This window comes from Vibrio rubrogenes (assembly GCF_059641415.1).
In genome coordinates, this window is record NZ_JCARSY010000050.1 from 1 (window position 1) to 16,155 (window position 16,155).

The 16,155-nt window shown below is 46.9% G+C and carries 18 protein-coding genes; 9 read left to right on the top strand and 9 right to left on the bottom strand.

The genetic code is table 11. The features are described 5' to 3' along the window. Nucleotides 1-198 precede the first annotated feature (198 nt). The gene (locus tag AC55NX_RS19290; protein WP_059123199.1) at nt 199-465 is read right to left on the bottom strand and encodes a YihD family protein; all 267 of its coding nucleotides are present in this window, start codon (nt 463-465) and stop codon (nt 199-201) included. Nucleotides 466-1,098: 633 nt separating this feature from the next. On the opposite strand from AC55NX_RS19290, the gene AC55NX_RS19295 reads away from it, so the two are divergent. Further along, nucleotides 1,099-1,890 (top strand): sporulation protein, encoded by a 792-nt coding sequence (locus AC55NX_RS19295; RefSeq protein WP_059123200.1) that lies wholly within the window; start codon nt 1,099-1,101, stop codon nt 1,888-1,890. Nucleotides 1,891-1,959: 69 nt separating this feature from the next. Next, nucleotides 1,960-2,610, top strand: coding sequence for a PAQR family membrane homeostasis protein TrhA (gene trhA, locus AC55NX_RS19300; protein WP_496997212.1), 651 nt, complete (start codon nt 1,960-1,962; stop codon nt 2,608-2,610). Between the two features lie 80 nt (nt 2,611-2,690). Here the strand turns inward: trhA and AC55NX_RS19305 are convergent, their stop codons facing one another. The 5 genes from AC55NX_RS19305 to def form a co-directional block, all read right to left on the bottom strand. After that, nucleotides 2,691-4,136 (bottom strand): TrkH family potassium uptake protein, encoded by a 1,446-nt coding sequence (locus AC55NX_RS19305; protein ID WP_496997213.1) that lies wholly within the window; start codon nt 4,134-4,136, stop codon nt 2,691-2,693. A 12-nt stretch (nt 4,137-4,148) separates the two neighbouring features. Then, nucleotides 4,149-5,525, bottom strand: a complete 1,377-nt coding sequence (gene trkA, locus AC55NX_RS19310) for a Trk system potassium transporter TrkA (protein ID WP_038180364.1) — start codon at nt 5,523-5,525, stop codon at nt 4,149-4,151. A 79-nt stretch (nt 5,526-5,604) separates the two neighbouring features. After that, nucleotides 5,605-6,891: a 16S rRNA (cytosine(967)-C(5))-methyltransferase RsmB gene (gene rsmB / locus AC55NX_RS19315; RefSeq protein ID WP_496997223.1), complete on the bottom strand. Its 1,287-nt coding sequence runs from the start codon at nt 6,889-6,891 to the stop codon at nt 5,605-5,607. A gap of 51 nt (nt 6,892-6,942) precedes the next feature. After that, a complete protein-coding gene (fmt, locus tag AC55NX_RS19320; protein WP_496997214.1) occupies nt 6,943-7,908 on the bottom strand; it encodes a methionyl-tRNA formyltransferase in 966 nt (321 codons plus the stop codon). An 11-nt stretch (nt 7,909-7,919) separates the two neighbouring features. Further along, on the bottom strand, nt 7,920-8,441 hold the full coding sequence (def, locus tag AC55NX_RS19325) for a peptide deformylase (RefSeq protein WP_059123205.1): 522 nt from the start codon (nt 8,439-8,441) through the stop codon (nt 7,920-7,922). 176 nt (nt 8,442-8,617) lie between these two features. On the opposite strand from def, the gene dprA reads away from it, so the two are divergent. The 3 genes from dprA to AC55NX_RS19340 are packed head-to-tail and all read left to right on the top strand — an operon-like array spanning nt 8,618 to nt 10,837. Further along, complete coding sequence (gene dprA, locus AC55NX_RS19330; RefSeq protein WP_496997215.1) at nt 8,618-9,766, top strand: DNA-processing protein DprA; 1,149 nt, start codon at nt 8,618-8,620, stop codon at nt 9,764-9,766. Between the two features lie 5 nt (nt 9,767-9,771). After that, nucleotides 9,772-10,245 carry a DUF494 family protein gene (locus AC55NX_RS19335; RefSeq protein ID WP_027694359.1) on the top strand — a complete coding sequence of 158 codons (474 nt, stop codon included), beginning with the start codon at nt 9,772-9,774 and terminating at the stop codon, nt 10,243-10,245. A 10-nt stretch (nt 10,246-10,255) separates the two neighbouring features. Beyond that, complete coding sequence (locus AC55NX_RS19340) at nt 10,256-10,837, top strand: DNA topoisomerase family protein (RefSeq protein ID WP_496997216.1); 582 nt, start codon at nt 10,256-10,258, stop codon at nt 10,835-10,837. A 118-nt stretch (nt 10,838-10,955) separates the two neighbouring features. On the opposite strand, the gene AC55NX_RS19345 is transcribed toward AC55NX_RS19340, so the two are convergent. Both AC55NX_RS19345 and purE read right to left on the bottom strand, forming a co-directional pair. Then, nucleotides 10,956-12,086 (bottom strand): 5-(carboxyamino)imidazole ribonucleotide synthase, encoded by a 1,131-nt coding sequence (locus tag AC55NX_RS19345; protein ID WP_496997217.1) that lies wholly within the window; start codon nt 12,084-12,086, stop codon nt 10,956-10,958. 5 nt (nt 12,087-12,091) lie between these two features. Beyond that, nucleotides 12,092-12,577 (bottom strand): 5-(carboxyamino)imidazole ribonucleotide mutase, encoded by a 486-nt coding sequence (gene purE / locus AC55NX_RS19350; protein ID WP_059123209.1) that lies wholly within the window; start codon nt 12,575-12,577, stop codon nt 12,092-12,094. Nucleotides 12,578-12,792: 215 nt separating this feature from the next. Between purE and tsaC the strand changes: the two genes are divergently transcribed. The 4 genes from tsaC (at nt 12,793) to AC55NX_RS19370 (ending at nt 15,480) form a co-directional block, all read left to right on the top strand. Next, nucleotides 12,793-13,350 carry an L-threonylcarbamoyladenylate synthase type 1 TsaC gene (tsaC, locus tag AC55NX_RS19355; RefSeq protein WP_496997218.1) on the top strand — a complete coding sequence of 186 codons (558 nt, stop codon included), beginning with the start codon at nt 12,793-12,795 and terminating at the stop codon, nt 13,348-13,350. Between the two features lie 14 nt (nt 13,351-13,364). Next, entirely contained in the window at nt 13,365-14,282 is a 918-nt protein-coding gene (gene hemF / locus AC55NX_RS19360) for an oxygen-dependent coproporphyrinogen oxidase (RefSeq protein WP_496997219.1), read from the top strand. A 65-nt stretch (nt 14,283-14,347) separates the two neighbouring features. Then, nucleotides 14,348-15,211 carry a shikimate dehydrogenase gene (gene aroE, locus AC55NX_RS19365; RefSeq protein ID WP_496997220.1) on the top strand — a complete coding sequence of 288 codons (864 nt, stop codon included), beginning with the start codon at nt 14,348-14,350 and terminating at the stop codon, nt 15,209-15,211. After that, complete coding sequence (locus AC55NX_RS19370; protein WP_496997221.1) at nt 15,208-15,480, top strand: DUF1488 family protein; 273 nt, start codon at nt 15,208-15,210, stop codon at nt 15,478-15,480. Before aroE ends, AC55NX_RS19370 begins: the two co-directional genes overlap by 4 nt. On the opposite strand, the gene AC55NX_RS19375 is transcribed toward AC55NX_RS19370, so the two are convergent. Continuing rightward, on the bottom strand, nt 15,477-16,022 hold the full coding sequence (locus AC55NX_RS19375) for a gamma carbonic anhydrase family protein (protein ID WP_496997222.1): 546 nt from the start codon (nt 16,020-16,022) through the stop codon (nt 15,477-15,479). The two genes, AC55NX_RS19370 and AC55NX_RS19375, sit on opposite strands and share 4 nt — an antisense overlap. Between the last annotated feature and the right edge of the window lie 133 nt (nt 16,023-16,155).

Genomic DNA, 16,155 nt, shown 5'->3' on the forward strand with positions numbered 1-16,155 from the left:
TCAGTTTTTTGTATTTAATCTCTGTAAGAGAATTATTCAATCTATATATTGATTACGTTTATTTGCTTGGCTTCGGATGATTCGAAAATGTCATCAGCATCATGACTCGATACTAATTAATTACGGTTGCTTGATCGGTTCGATTTTCAGTAGTGGTTGCATGGGGGGAAGCAGACCCACTAATGGGGTCATGCATGATTATTGGATAATACCGCGAGCTTTCAAGATAGCGGTTTTAAAATCATCTTCCTGATCTTTTTTCAAACCCGGAATCATCTCATCTTTGGCGCTATGGCGCATTTTCAGGTGATAGATCAGGATATCGTCACTTAAATCTGCTAAGTCGCCCTGATAACCCGCTTCATTAGCAAGCTTGACCAAAAACGCAAGCAGGTTTAGCTCAGAATCTTTTTGCCATTCGGGCTCTAACAGTTCGAGCAGTTCTTCAATACGGTGGCATTTCATTGGTTTCTCCATGGCATCAGTGTGGGATTACTCAGATAAAGTAACAAATTGAAAGCGGGAAACCAATGTGAAAGAGGCATAAAAAAAGCGCAGAGCATTGCTTTACTGCGCTTTCACTTGGTTGGCTTATGCTGCTTTAACTTCGGTTGATATCTCCGATGCTTCATGAACACGTTTCTCAGCTGGAGTCATTACAGGTGCAACTTTTACTTTTGGTCCAGAAGCTGCAAAGCTTGCTCGACGCCGTGATGCACTCCCATGTGAGTGCGAAAACCTGACTGCTGTTGGGCGCATATATATACCTAACGGTCAGACACTTCCCTTGCCATTTCAATGGCCTAGATTAGCTATTGAGTCAAGACTTCATCATCACTGCTGAAGGTGGGCTCATCTGGCGCAAACCGTTCCGAATAGCTGTCTAGGAATTTCGTATGTACAATTTATACACACTTTGGTAAGCATAGCATTTACATATGAATTGATCGATAACCTTTTGTTCATACAATGTCATAAAATTTAAATTATTGATGCTGAGAATTGAGTTCTGGCAAAGTTCAGTATTACTATGGATAACCAATTTATCTCATAATTGGATGAGGTAGAGTTAATCGCAGAAGGCTGGGGGAGGTAGATATGTCTTTCTTGAAGAAAACCCTCGCAAGTTTTGGTATCGGGTCAGCAAGAGTTGATACTGTTTTACAACAAGAGGTGCTCCAACCCGGGCAGCAGACCAATGTCACGATCCATGTTTATGGGGGCGCGACAGCACAGGACATTGATAATATCGATGCAAGATTATGTTGTCGCTATGTCGATGAAGAGCCGATTGGCGATGATCGTCAGGGAAAATCCCGGACACACAGAGTGCATCGGAACTGTGTTTTGGATCAATGGCGCTTGCCGTATGCATTCACGATTCACCCCGGAGAGACTCGGGACTTTTTGGTGACATTCAATGTTCCTTGGAATACACCCATTACGATTGGTGATGCAAAAGTTTGGTTGGAAACCGGTCTGGACATTGCGCTCGCCTCCGATCCGACAGACAAAGACGAAGTAACCGTACGGCCGGAGCCATTGCTCGATGCAGTATTTAGTGCTTTCGAATCGCAGGGATTCCGAATTCGTCAGGTTGAATGTGAAGCAGCCAGTGGATTCGAGTTACCGTTTGTTCAGGAGTTTGAGTTTGTACCGACGACCGGGCCTTATCATGGTCGCTGGCGTGAAGTTGAAGTTGTCGCCTATCGCTCAGAGTCTGCTTTGGAATTATGGTTTGAAATTGATCGGCAACAACGAGGTGTTGGTGGCATGTTGTCTCATCTGCTTGGCAGTGGTGCATTGAAACGTCACCTGATTATTCCGATTGACACACCGCTTGAACTGGTGGCTGAACGAGTATTCGATTTTCTGGAAGAAAGCACGTAAAATTCAGCGTACACATGTAAGTTGAATTATGTCATACTCAGCGGTGAGATGAACCCTCAGGAGTTTCGCATGACCTCGTTGAATCAGGAATATACGCTCAAAGAAGAGATATGGAATTCGGTAACACACGGTGTCGGCTTGATTCTGGGCATCATAGGTTTAGTGATGCTACTGGTGAAAGCCACATCTGTAACCGATGATATTTTGACGGTCACCAGTATTGCGATCTACGGTGGCAGCATCATAATGTTGTTTCTTGCTTCGACGCTCTATCATTCGATTCCGCTGCAGCAAACCAAGCGTTGGTTAAAAACGTTTGATCATTGTGCAATTTATCTGTTAATTGCCGGCAGTTATACCCCTTTTCTTCTGGTTAGCCTGAGAACACCCTTAGCGATTGGATTAATGATTGTGATCTGGCTGATTGCGCTGGTTGGTATTGTCTTGAAAATCGCCTTTATTCACCGGTTTAAGCGCTTATCTTTAGTGATCTATGTGGTGATGGGCTGGCTTTCTTTAGTCGTGGTTTATCAGTTGGCGATTCACCTCAATATCGGCGGGTTAACGTTGTTGGCTGCCGGAGGCGTCATTTATACGCTGGGGGTTATTTTCTACGTGGCGCAAAAGATACCGTATAATCACGCCATCTGGCATGGTTTTGTTCTCAGTGGCTGTGCCTGCCACTTTTTCTCGATTTACTATTATGTGTTGTCGAATTGATCGTTGAGATATTCGATGTCAATGCTTCGGAATACCGCTCAAAATAACTGCCGGTGTTCCTCGGCCTTTTTTTGTCTGTTTTAACGTCGCCAGAATGCGGGAAAGAACAGAACCAAGATAGTCAGAATTTCCAGCCTTCCCATTAACATGCCAAAACTCAGAATCCATTTAGCCATGTCTGGTAGCGGCGCAAAGTTACCGGTCGGGCCGATGATATTCCCCATCCCCGGACCGACGTTTGAGACGGCAGTGATGGCTCCGGAAATACTGGTTGTCGGATCCAGTCCCATTGCACTGAGTGCGGCGGCAATGATGATGATTGTAATCATAAAAGTCAGTGCAAAAGCGACCACGGAACGAACAATGTCATCCGTGACCGGGCGGTTATTATAGCGCTGGACAAAGACTCCGGAAGGATGGATGAGTTTCATCATCTGCCGATTGAGTAGCGTGATAGCAATTTGAAAACGGAAGATTTTGATCCCACCGGCAGTCGAACCGGAACAGGCTCCGGCCATCATTAAAAACGCAAATAATGTACTGGGCAGCGCCCCCCAGGCGGTAAAGTCATCCAGCCCATATCCGGTCGTCGTCACTACAGAAACAATATTAAACATCGCAACTCGGATGGCATCCATCACGGGATAGCCGTTATGGATGACAAGCCACACACTCACAATGCCGCTTGCTGCGAGAAACAGATAGAAGAACCCGCGTACCTGAGCGTCTTTATACAGTTCGATCGGTGTTTTTTTACGGATGGCAGAGACAAACAGTAAGAAGGGTAATCCGCCCAGAAACATAAACACGGTGGCAACCCAGTGTGCGCCTTTTGAGAAGTGATTCATCGAGCCGTCAGAGGTCGAGTATCCTCCGGTCGATAATGTTGTGAATGAATGATTAATTGCCTCAAACACCGTCATGCCAGTCATGACATAGCCAATACAACATAAAAGCGTCAGAATGACATAGACAATCACGATGTTTTTGGCGACGGTTTTGGCCCGGGGACTACTTTTATCAGACCAGTCAGAAGATTCCGTCTGGAACAGTTTCATCCCCCCGACATTAAGCATCGGTAGCACGGCGACCGCCATCACGATAAATCCGACCCCACCCAGCCATTGTAAGATGGAACGCCAGAGTAAAATGCTGGGTGCCATGTTATCCAGCCCGCTCAGGACGGTCGAACCGGTTGTGGTAATGCCGGACATGGTTTCAAAATAGGCGTCCGTAAAACTAATATGATTGATAAACACGAAAGGGAGTGCTGCAAACGCACTGGCAACCGTCCAGACTAAACTGGTAATCAGAAACATGTCTCGGACATTGAGCTTAAAATTTGCTGTCCGGCCTAAGGTCAGAAAAATAAAGGCTGCGACATGGGTAATGAGTACTGCCTGTCCGAAGTCGAGAAATCCGGCTGTGCCACTGACAAAAGACACCAGTGTCGGAACGTACATAAACAAAGCTAGTTTGGAGAGCACCAAGCCCAGCACAAATAGAATCGATTTCAGATTCAGCATGGTCATCAATCACTACAGGAAAAATGGGCTGGGTTGGAACAGGGCTTCCACATCGGAAACATATTTCTTGTTGACCAAGAACATCACCACATGGTCATCCTGCTCGATGATTGTCCGGTCATGGGCGATGAGTACTTCTTCACCCCGTACGATAGCACCAATGGTGGTGCCGGGTGGCAGTTTGATATCCCCGACCGCTTTGCCGACAACTTTTGAGGTGGTTTCATCACCGTGAGCTATCGCTTCAATGGCTTCTGCTGCACCACGACGCAAGGAAGAAACGTTAACGATATCAGCCCGGCGGACGTGAGTGAGTAATGCGGAAATGGTTGCCTGTTGCGGGGAGATTGCGACATCGATTACGCCGCCTTGAACCAGATCGACGTAAGCGCCCCTTTGAATCAGAACCATCACTTTTTTGGCGCCCAAACGTTTCGCCAGCATAGCTGACATAATGTTGGTTTCATCTTCATTGGTCAGAGCAATGAACACATCCACTTGATCGATGTTTTCTTCGGTCAACAACTCTTGATCGGCGGCATCACCACAGAACACAATGGTATTTTCCAACTGTTCCGACAGGTATTCCGCACGCTGGTAGTTTCTCTCGATCAGTTTCACACTGTAGCTATGCTCGAGACGTCTGGCGAGGCTCGCCCCGATATTACCACCACCGACGATCATGATTCTGCGATAGGGTCTTTCGAGGCGTTGTAGTTCACTCATGACAGAACGGATATGGTTACTGGCAGCCACAAAGAAAACTTCATCGTCGGCTTCAATGATGGTCGTTCCCTGAGGACGAATCGGTCTGCCTTGACGGAAAATTGCCGCGACACGGGTTTCAATATGTGGCATATGTTCGCGCAGTGCTGAGAGTGCATTACCAACCAATGGGCCGCCATAATATGCTTTTACTGCAACGAGGCTGACTTTTTGATTGGCGAAGCTGACCACTTGTAACGCACCGGGATAGTGGACTAAGCGCTCGATATAGCTAGTCACCAGTTCTTCCGGGGCAATCAAATGATCGACAGGGACGGCACCGGAATGAAAGAGTGTTTCTTTTTCAGCAAGGTATTCGGGAGAACGAATTCGGGCAATCCGGTTGGGTGTGTTAAACAAGGTAAATGCTACCTGACAGGCAGCCATGTTGGTTTCATCAGTGTTGGTCACTGCCACCAGCATATCGGCGTCCTGAGCGCCTGCTTCTTTGAGAACACTCGGATGGCTGGCATGTCCGTTGACAACACGAAGGTCGTATTTATCCTGAAGTTCTCTCAGGCGGTCACTACTTTTATCGACAATCGTAATATCGTTGTTTTCACCAACTAGGTTTTCCGCCAGTGTGCCACCTACCTGACCGGCTCCAAGAATGATGATTTTCATAACATAATCTCTTGTTTACCACTGAAAAGACAGTGCGCTTAAAATCCGTAATGACTCAGATATAATGTTTCAAGTCACACTAGATGGCTTTCTGTAAGACTGCGTAATAGAAACCATCCATATCATTTTCTCCCGGCAGAATTTGTCGTCCCGGATTATCAATTTCTGAATTTATCAGTTGTGCATCTAATGTTCGAGATAAAAACGTTTTTATCTGCAGACTATTTTCTTGAGGTAATACCGAACAAGTGGCGTAAACCATCGTTCCGCCAGGTTTTAGTTGCGCCCACATGGCATCCAGAATCTCGCTTTGCAGCGTGGCCAATGCAGTAATATCATCGGCCCGACGGAGCCATTTTATATCCGGGTGTCTGCGGATAACGCCTGTTGCCGAACAGGGCGCATCGAGTAAAATACGATCAAACTTCTCCCCGTGCCACCAGTCCTCAGGGTGCCGGGCATCCCCACAGATAATTTGGGCATCCAGATTGAGTCGTGCAAGATTCTCATCCACCCGTTTTAATCTTGATGGGTCACAATCAACGGCAACAACTTGTGTATCGGGAATCCGTTCCAGAATATGTGCGGTTTTACCGCCGGGTGCGGCACAACAGTCAAGAATTAATTCTTTGGCTTGCGGTGCTAAGTAATGGACCGACAATTGTGCCGCCGCATCCTGAACGGACACCCAGCCTTGTTCAAATCCCGGTAATAATTTCACGTCACAAGGCGTCGTCAATTTTATGGCGTCTTTTGCTTGTGGGTGTAGACTCACATCAATGTTTTGTTCTTCCAGTAACTTCAAGTAACTTTCAGCGGTGTGATGCTGATGGTTGATCCGCAGCCACATCGGTGCTTTGTGATTGTTGGCTGTGACGATCGCCTGCCACTGCTCCGGATAACTTTCCTGAAGGGCTTTCAATAACCACTTAGGATGACAGTATTGAACCGCATCATATTTGCTGTCTTGAATGCGTTGATCGATTGATGCGCTGTTGCGCTGATAATTTCTCAGAATGGCGTTGATTAAACCGCGTAGGCGTGTACCTTTTAAATCCTGAGTGGCACTGACCGTTTCTCCGACTGCAGCATGGTCAGGGATGCGCATGAATTGAATCTGATATAACCCCACCAGAATTAAATGATGAAAAACCCGTTTTTTTCCGGTCAGCGGTTGACTGATCAGCTCATTTGCTGCTGCTTCTAAACGCGGCAGATAGCGGAGAACACCAAAACAGATCTCCTGAAGCAGCGCGTGATCTCTGGGTTTTATTTTTTTCTGAGCCTCTGGTAGTACGGAGGACAGTGACGCGCCTTGATCGACAACTTGAAAAACAACTGAAGCGGCAGCAGCACGAACATTCATCATGAATCTGAACCTTAAGTAAAGTAGATAACCGATCGGTTACCAATATTATTAATTGAGCTGAGTTCCTACTGCAAACCATTCGGCGCGGGCATTGAGAATATCCTGAACGGGCATTGCCTTCTTGCCGGGAACTTGCAGTTGTTCTAAAACCAGGACATCTTTTCCTGTGGCAATATAAATGCCAGTTTTATCTGCCCGGATGATGGTTCCGGCTGGCTGGTCGGTTGACGTGTGTTCAACACGGCTTTGCCAGACCTTAATTGAAGGGGTTGCCGCTGCTTTGGTATCGGTCACGGAAAAATAACTGACAGGCCAAGGATTGAATGCCCGAATACAGCGTTCAATAAAATCGGCAGGTTGTGACCAGTCGATGCGGGCTTCTTCTTTACTCAGCTTCTGAGCGTAACTTGCGAGTTGGTCATCCTGAGAAACAGGTGTTACTTGACCATGACTAATCGCGTCGAGTGTTTCAATGAGCGCTTGTGGCCCTAAACGAGCGAGTTTCTCGTACATCGAAGCACTGGTATCGGTTGATTCTATGGGGAGTTTTGCAATAGACAACATGTCACCGGTATCTAATCCTGCATCCATCTGCATGATGGTCACACCCGTTTCTTCATCTCCCGCCCAGATAGAGCGCTGAATGGGAGCAGCCCCGCGCCATTTGGGCAAAATCGAACCATGCACATTAATGCACCCTAATTGCGGGGCATCTAAGATGGCTTGGGGCAACAAAAGCCCATAGGCCACAACCACCATCAAATCAGCATTGAGCTCAGCCAGTTGTTGTTTGCTGTCTGGCGCTTTGAAATTTTCCGGCTGATAAACCGGAATGTGATGTTCTGTTGCCAAGGTTTTGACCGGGCTGGCGGTTAGTTTCTTGCCGCGCCCTGCGGGGCGGTCGGGTTGGGTGTAGACTGCGATGACTTCATGCTCTGAAGACAATAATGCCGCCAAATGACGGGCGGCAAAATCCGGAGTTCCGGCAAAAATAATTCTGAGTGACTGACTCACCGTGACCTCACTTATGCTTCATCTTTCTTTTTTTCGTTCGCGCGTTTGATTTTTTCCAGCTTCTCTCTAATCCGTTTACGTTTAAGCGGAGAGAGATAATCGACAAATAATTTGCCTTGGAGGTGATCCAACTCATGTTGCACACAGATTGCCAGAAGGTCATCTGCTTCAAAGGTAAATTCTTTTCCGTCTCTGTCTAATGCACGAACGGTCACTTCTGCCGCTCTTGGCACCAGAGCTCTTGCTCCCGGAACCGATAGACACCCTTCCTCGATACCATCCTCCCCGCGTTTTTCGATAATTTCAGGATTAATCAAAACACGAGGTTGATCGCGGGTTTCAGAGACGTCTATCACCACGATACGCTGATGGAAATCAACCTGCGTCGCCGCCAGACCGATCCCATCTTCTTCGTACATGGTTTCGATCATGTCATCAACGAATTTTTGGATTTCAGGTGTGACTTCTTGAACGGGTTTTGCGACCGTTCTTAAACGTTCATCAGGAAAAGTTAATACTTGTAATACAGACATATACACTCAAATTGTTGAAATGTGCCGAAACAATAAAAAGTCCAATGCTCCAATTCTAGACATTTTAAGACTTAATTGACAGCATTGTGAGTGATAAATCGAAGTGATTATTAATTATCCGTCGATTGGACCATTGTTTCGCCAACTCACTACTTAGTATCAGGATATCTCCGGAGATGTACCAATCAGCCTCGCATGTCACTGAACAAGATCAACTATTGATCTGGATAAAACTCTGCCTGACGCCACGTCTGGGAATTCAATCGTTGTTAAAACTACTCGGTAAAGCATCGCTTGAGTCGTTGAGTCATTATTCTGAAAAAGAGTGGCTTGCTTTGGGATTCACGCCCGAGCAGGTTTCTTATCTGCTCTCCGGAGCCGCGAATCAAGTGGCGGAGGATTGCCTTAAATGGCAAGTGCGTGGCAATCATCGTCACATCGTGACTTATTTTTCACCGGATTATCCTGCCCTGTTGAAAGAAATTCCGTCTCCGCCCCCTCTATTGTTTGTGCAGGGAGAGATTACGTTGCTGTCTGTTCCACAGATTGCCATTGTGGGGAGCCGTCATGCCAGTATGCAAGGATTGCAAGATGCATGGCATTTTGCGAATGGGTTTGCTCAGCACCAAGTAGCAGTGACCAGTGGGCTGGCGTTAGGGATTGATGGTCAGGCTCATCAGGGAGCACTCGACGGTGGCGGCAAAACCATTGCGGTATTAGGGGCTGGCTTGGCGCGCATCTATCCGGCTCGGCATCGGGGGTTGGCTGAGCGGATGCTTGAACAACAGTGCGGTGTTTTGGTGTCAGAATTTTGTCCCTCAACACCACCGAAATCAATGAACTTTCCTCGCCGCAACCGGATTATCAGTGGATTATCTTTGGGGGTACTGGTGATTGAAGCCGCAGAAAAAAGTGGATCATTGATTACCGCAAGGTATGCTGCTGAGCAAAATCGGGATGTTTTTGTGATCCCGGGCGCGATTCATCAGCATGGTTATCGGGGAAGTAATGCATTAATTCGTGATGGCGCTTGCTTAGTTCAGAATATCGAACAGGTACTTTCTGAAGTTGGTACGTTATCTGCTTGGGTTAAGCAAGAAGAGAAAATTCAGCAAAATGAGCTTTTTCCGCCATTAATTGACGACGAAGAATTGCCATTTGCTGAAGTGTTAGCTAACGTAGGGGTAAAAGCGACACCAGTTGATATTCTTGCAACGCGTACCCATATACCAGTCCATGAAGTAATGAGACAGCTCCTGGAGTTGGAATTATCCGGGCACGTGATTGCAGTTGCTGGTGGCTATATTCGTAAGGGGAGGGGCTAGCTATGATGATGGATATTCTTATGTATCTGTTCGAAACTTACATCCATAGCGATGCTGAGTTACAAGTTGATCAAGATGAGTTAGAGGATGAGCTCCTGCGTGCAGGTTTTCATCAGAAAGAGATCTACAAAGCCCTTAACTGGTTAGAAGAATTGGCATCACTACAACAAAGTGATGTGCATTCTCCATTATCGATCAGTGCTGCAACAGCAATGCGAGTCTATACCGAGAAGGAGACAGCCCGACTTGATGTTGAATGCCGCGGATTCCTGCTGTTCCTTGAACAGATTAAAGTGTTGACGCCCGAAACTCGAGAAATGGTCATTGACCGAGTGATGGGACTAGAAACCAATGAATTTGAACTGGATGATTTGAAATGGATTATTCTGATGGTGCTATTCAATGTTCCGGGTAATGAGAGTGCCTATACGCTGATGGAAGAATGGTTGTATACCAAAGAGCAAGGCATTTTGCACTGATAGAGATTCAATGAGTCGTCATATAGATCAGCAATTATTTTCTGCACATGAACACGCTTTGGATGAAGTTGAGTCATGTCCCCAATGTGGTTGTGAGTTACAGTTGCGTCATGGTAAACACGGACCATTTTGGGGCTGCTCGGCTTATCCGGCGTGTGACTATATTCGCCCGCGCCATCAGCAAGATGGCCATATCGTTAAAGCTTTAGGTGTGCCCTGCCCTGAGTGTGGCCATGAGTTGGTATTAAGGCAGGGGCGTTATGGCATGTTTATCGGCTGTAGTCATTTCCCGCAGTGTCATCATATTGAATCATCCGATCCTCCCAAGACTGAGCAACCTCGAGAAGTATGTTGTCCGGAATGCAATACGGGTCAACTGGTTGAACGAAAGTCCCGCTTCGGTAAAACTTTTTGGGCTTGCGATCGGTATCCTAAGTGTAAGTTTGCTATCAACGCTCCCCCAGTAATTGGGCAATGCAGCGAATGTGGGTTTCCACTGCTCATTGAGAAAAAATCAGCTGCCGGAACTACGTTAATTTGTGCAGCCCGCCGATGCGGTCACGCGCAAGAGACTAAACCAGAGACGAAATAAATTACCAAGGGTTTTGATACCCTTGGCTGATAAGGTGTGTCGTTCAATGACTTTGATGTGAAAGTGGATTAAAACGTCATAGGCTTTGAGTGACTGACGCTGAAAGCAACATCAGAGATTATTTGTGCTGGCTGGCGAATTGATGAACCGCCGGAAATGCGTCTGTCGAGAGTACATCCGCAAGCGAACAGATGATTCGCTCCAGCTCCGCATAGTAATCGGCACTGACATTGATATGCCCCATCTTTCTTCCCGAACGTTTTTCTTTGCCATACCAGTGGATATGACATCCTTCCGTTGCCAGAATCTCGGAGGGCAGCGTATCTTCACCCAGAATATTCACCATGCATGTCGGACGGATCAGTTTTGTGCTGCCCAGAGGTAAACCACATACTGCACGTAAATGATTCTCAAACTGGCATGTATCTGCGCCTTGTTGAGTCCAATGTCCTGAGTTGTGTACCCGAGGTGCGATCTCGTTGACAAGCAACTGTCCCTGCACATCAAAAAATTCCAATGCGAGAACACCCACGTAATTGAGTGTGTTCGCAACGGCTTCAAACATGGTTTTGGCCTGTTGCTGTAGCATCCGCGCATCAAGCGATGTTGACAGACTGAGGACACCATTGGTGTGGATATTCTCTGACAGTGGGTAAACAACCCATTGTCCATCTTTGCCGCGAGCTCCGACCAGCGATACTTCTCGATCAAAGGGGACGAATTCTTCAGCAACAATTGCTTGGTTTTCACTGGCTTCAATGCATTGTTGCATCTCCGGCCAGATTTCATCGGCATCGGTTGTTGATTTTAGTCGCCACTGACCTTTTCCATCGTATCCGCCTAAAGCACTCTTCAGAACCATTGGAATACCGACATGACGGATAGCACTGTCAAAATCGTCTCTGGTTTTGATGACGAAATATTTGGCATTTTTGACGCCGGCTTCATCAAGCAATGCTTTTTCGAGACGACGGTCACCACCGGTTTTGATGGCTTGCGCTCCGGGGAGTAACTTTCCGCTTTGTTCACATTGGTGGAGGATATCATGGGGAATGTGTTCAAATTCGGCAGTGATAACGTCCGCTTGCTGAATGGCATTCTCCAAACCATGTCCTTGCACTTCCTGAGTCAGTGGATGGATGATCTGACCGCTGACAACATCAAAGGCGCTAATGTGAATATTCAAGGGGGCACCGGCAAGAGACATCATCCGCGCTAACTGGCCTGCGCCTAAGACAAGTACGTGCATACTGGCTATTCCTCAGTTGGATCTGGATGGGCAAGAACGGTATCCGTTTGCGACTGGCGAAAAGCTTCAACTTTCTGCATGACCTGTTCATCGTGAACACCAATGATTTGAGCCGCCAGAATCCCTGCGTTGGCTGCACCGGCTTCACCAATCGCTAAAGTACCAACCGCGATACCTTTCGGCATCTGAACGATAGAAAGGAGCGAATCCATCCCTTTTAATGCCTTGGATTGAACCGGAACGCCCAGCACAGGCAAACTGGTAAATGCAGCGGCCATCCCCGGCAAATGAGCTGCCCCGCCTGCTCCTGCGATGATCACTTTGAGACCACGCGCTTTGGCCTGACTTGCATAGTCGGCCAGTAACTGAGGTGTACGGTGTGCTGAAACGACTTTAGTTTCATATGCCACACCGAATTGCTCTAACATTTCTGCGGCAAGCTTCATCGTTGGCCAATCGGACTTCGAGCCCATTATAATTCCGACTTTCATCTCAGACTCCTTCAGGTTTATTGCAATGCTCAAGTTGTTCATGCTGTCAAAGTACGACAATTTTGCGCGCATTATACGGGGAAATGAGCTGAAGGAAAACGTTTGCGTCTGGAGAGTTCCCCCGATAATGTCTTTTCGGACAAAATTGATTTCATTTTCTGGCATGATCGTTTGTACACTAGTGGCATCATCATCCGAGCATAATGAGAAGTATTGTGAATAATTTTGAGCAGGTGCTTGATGCGTTGCACCAAGGCGATGTGATTGCCTATCCGACCGAAGGTGTCTTTGGCGTCGGGTGCGATCCTGACCGGGCTGATGCGATTCAAAAGTTACTGGAAATAAAAAATCGTCCGGTTGAAAAGGGGTTGATTCTTATTGCATCCAGTTATGCACAATTACAGCCCTATATTGATGAACGCCAGCTTTCTGCACAACAACTGGCTCATGTTCAAGCAAGTTGGCCGGGTCCTATCACTTGGGTGATGCCGGCCAGTGAGCGTGTTTCTGTTTGGCTCAGTGGTTTGTTTGATACGATTGCTGTTCGGGTCACGGATCATCCACAGGTTCGGCAACTGTGTGAGGCTTACGGCAAACCCATTACTTCAACCAGTGCAAATTTAACGGGTCAGCCACCTTGTATGACGACAGAAGCGGTGCAGCAGCAACTTGGCCACTGTCTCCATGCTATTTTGGCTGGACAAACCGGTGGGCGGGATAAACCCAGTGAGATTCGAGATGCGCGCACGCAAGAAATATTAAGACAAGGGTAGAAACAAGGGAAATCGTGATGAGTGGGATTGATAAGCAGGCCGTTAAAACCTTTTTACTGCAGCTACAGGATTCAATTTGTCAGCAGCTTGAAGCAACTGATGGTTTGTCCCGGTTTGAGCAGGATGAATGGCACCGTGAACCGAGTGACCGTTTGGGCGGTGGCGGACGTAGCCGCGTGATGCGCAATGGTCATGTGTTTGAACAGGGCGGGGTTAATTTTTCTCATGTCACAGGCAATGAAATGCCCGCATCTGCTACTGCTCATCGACCGGAGTTAAAAGGACGTCGATTCGAGGCGATGGGGGTTTCTTTAGTGATGCATCCCAACAATCCTTACGTACCTACCTCTCATATGAATGTGCGCTTCTTCATTGCAGAAAAAGATGGCGAACAGCCGGTCTGGTGGTTTGGTGGCGGGTTTGACTTAACCCCATTTTATCCATTTGACGAAGACTGCCATCATTGGCACCAAGTGGCGAAAGAAATTTGTCAGCCGTTTGGTTCAGAGGTGTACCAACAACATAAAGATTGGTGTGATCGGTACTTTTTCTTACCACATCGAGAGGAAACCCGGGGTGTTGGCGGACTTTTCTTTGATGATCTCAATCAGTGGGACTTCGACACCTGTTTTGCTTATATCCGGGCAGTCGGTGAGGGATACACCCGTGCTTATCTACCGATTGTAGAGCAACGAAAAGACAGCCCGTTTACAGAACATGAACGCCAGTTCCAGCTCTATCGACGGGGTCGATATGTAGAATTTAATCTGGTGTTTGACCGGGGTACGCTGTTTGGTCTGCAATCCGGAGGACGTACCGAGTCTATTTTGATGTCAATGCCACCGTTAGTACGCTGGGAGTACGGGTATCAGCCTGAAACCGGCAGCGCAGAAGCCCGTCTGACGGAATACTTGACACCAAGAGATTGGTGACAGTTTTCATCGGGAGTGATAGGGTCAAAAGATTCTTTTCTATTTTTTTGAGTGAAGGCAGGGATATGGCTTATCAGGATCAGTATGCAGTATTCGGCAATCCAATTGGTCACAGTAAATCTCCTTTTATACAGACGTTGTTTGCTCGTCAGACGAATCAGGACATGATCTATACGGCTGAGCTGGCTCCGATAGATGGGTTTAAAACAGCAGTGGATGCTTTTCTCTCTCGGGGGGGAAAAGGATGTAATGTAACAGTCCCTTTTAAAGAAGAGGCATACTCGTTTGCCAGTCAGCTGACTGAGCGCGCTCAAATTGCCGGTGCGGTCAATACATTGAAGAAACTCGATGATGGCGGCATTCTCGGAGACAATACTGATGGAGCCGGTCTGGTTCAGGATCTATTGCAGTATCAGGTACCCTTGAAGGGAGCAAAAATCTTATTAATTGGTGCAGGTGGTGCAGCAAAAGGTGTGATTCATCCTTTATTAGCACAATCACCTGACTCGATTGTGATTACCAACCGGACCTTCTCCAAAGCACAAGACCTTGCCGCTTTTTTCCAAAAGCACAACAATCAAAATCAAACATCGCCGACATTCGCTCCGGTCTCTGCTCAGTCGATGTCAGAGATTCATACCGCATTTGATGTGGTGATTAATTCGACGTCAGCGAGTCTGGCCGGGGAACTGCCGGATATTTCCGGTGATATCTTTGCCGAAAAAAGTGTTGCCTATGACATGATGTATGGCAAAGGGCTCACGGTTTTTAATCAGTGGGCTGTGGAGAATGGCTGTGCTCATGCCTATGATGGCTTAGGAATGTTAGTTGGACAAGCCGCGGAAAGTTTCATGTTGTGGCGTGGTATTCGTCCCGGTACGCGGCAAATATTAAGTGAGCTTAGACGCAATTTGGAAGGCAGTCTATGAACCAGTCGATTCTTTTTCCTGATGTGCAGTCTTGGGACGAAACCACGCAGCAAATACGCTTCCCTGCTCAATGTCAGGGAGCGTTAATTGAGTGTATTGTTGCCGTTACTGTTCTGGAACAGCTTTCCGGTCAGCAAATAACGGGTGAAGAAACGGCTGTAAGTATTTTCTCTCAGTATCGTTTTGATTGCGAAGAATTGGCCGAGCAGCTCATTGAAGATGAAGCATACAATGCGCTCGGACAAATCGATCTGGTTGTCTGTAATTAGATATCTTCTACTTGATGAAGAAAGTCATCTTTATTCTGAACATAGTTTTCTGCTGATTTAAGTAAGAAGGCTCGTTCTTCATCTGTTAACGGACGAGCTTGTTTGGCTGGATTACCTATATAAAGGTAGCCACTTTGTAATGTTTTGTTGGGGGGCACTAAACTCCCTGCACCAATCACAACCTCACTCTCTATCGTCACACCATCGAGAATAATGCTGCCCATGCCAACCAGAACCCGGTCCTGAATCGTACAGCCATGGAGCATCGCTTTGTGGCCAACCGTTACATCATCGCCAATAATCAGTGGGTAACCATTCGGGTTTGCGGCATTTTTGTGAGTGACATGAAGAACAGAACCATCCTGAATATTGCTTCTTTTACCAATATGGATATGGTTAACATCCCCCCGGGCAGCCACCAAAGGCCAGATACTCGAATCATCACCGATTCGGATATCACCGACTAACACGGCCGTACTATCAACATAAACGCGTAGACCAAGTTCTGGAGCAATACCTTTATAGCGCCGAATTGAACTCATGATGCTCTCCTCAAAAAGTTAGTTTTTTGCTTTTAGCTATGTCGAACAAGGATAAAGGCTTTTCAGTTTGGAGTAAAAATAGACTTTCTGTCTAAAAAACACCCGGTTGATTAGAAACATAAGAAAACTTATT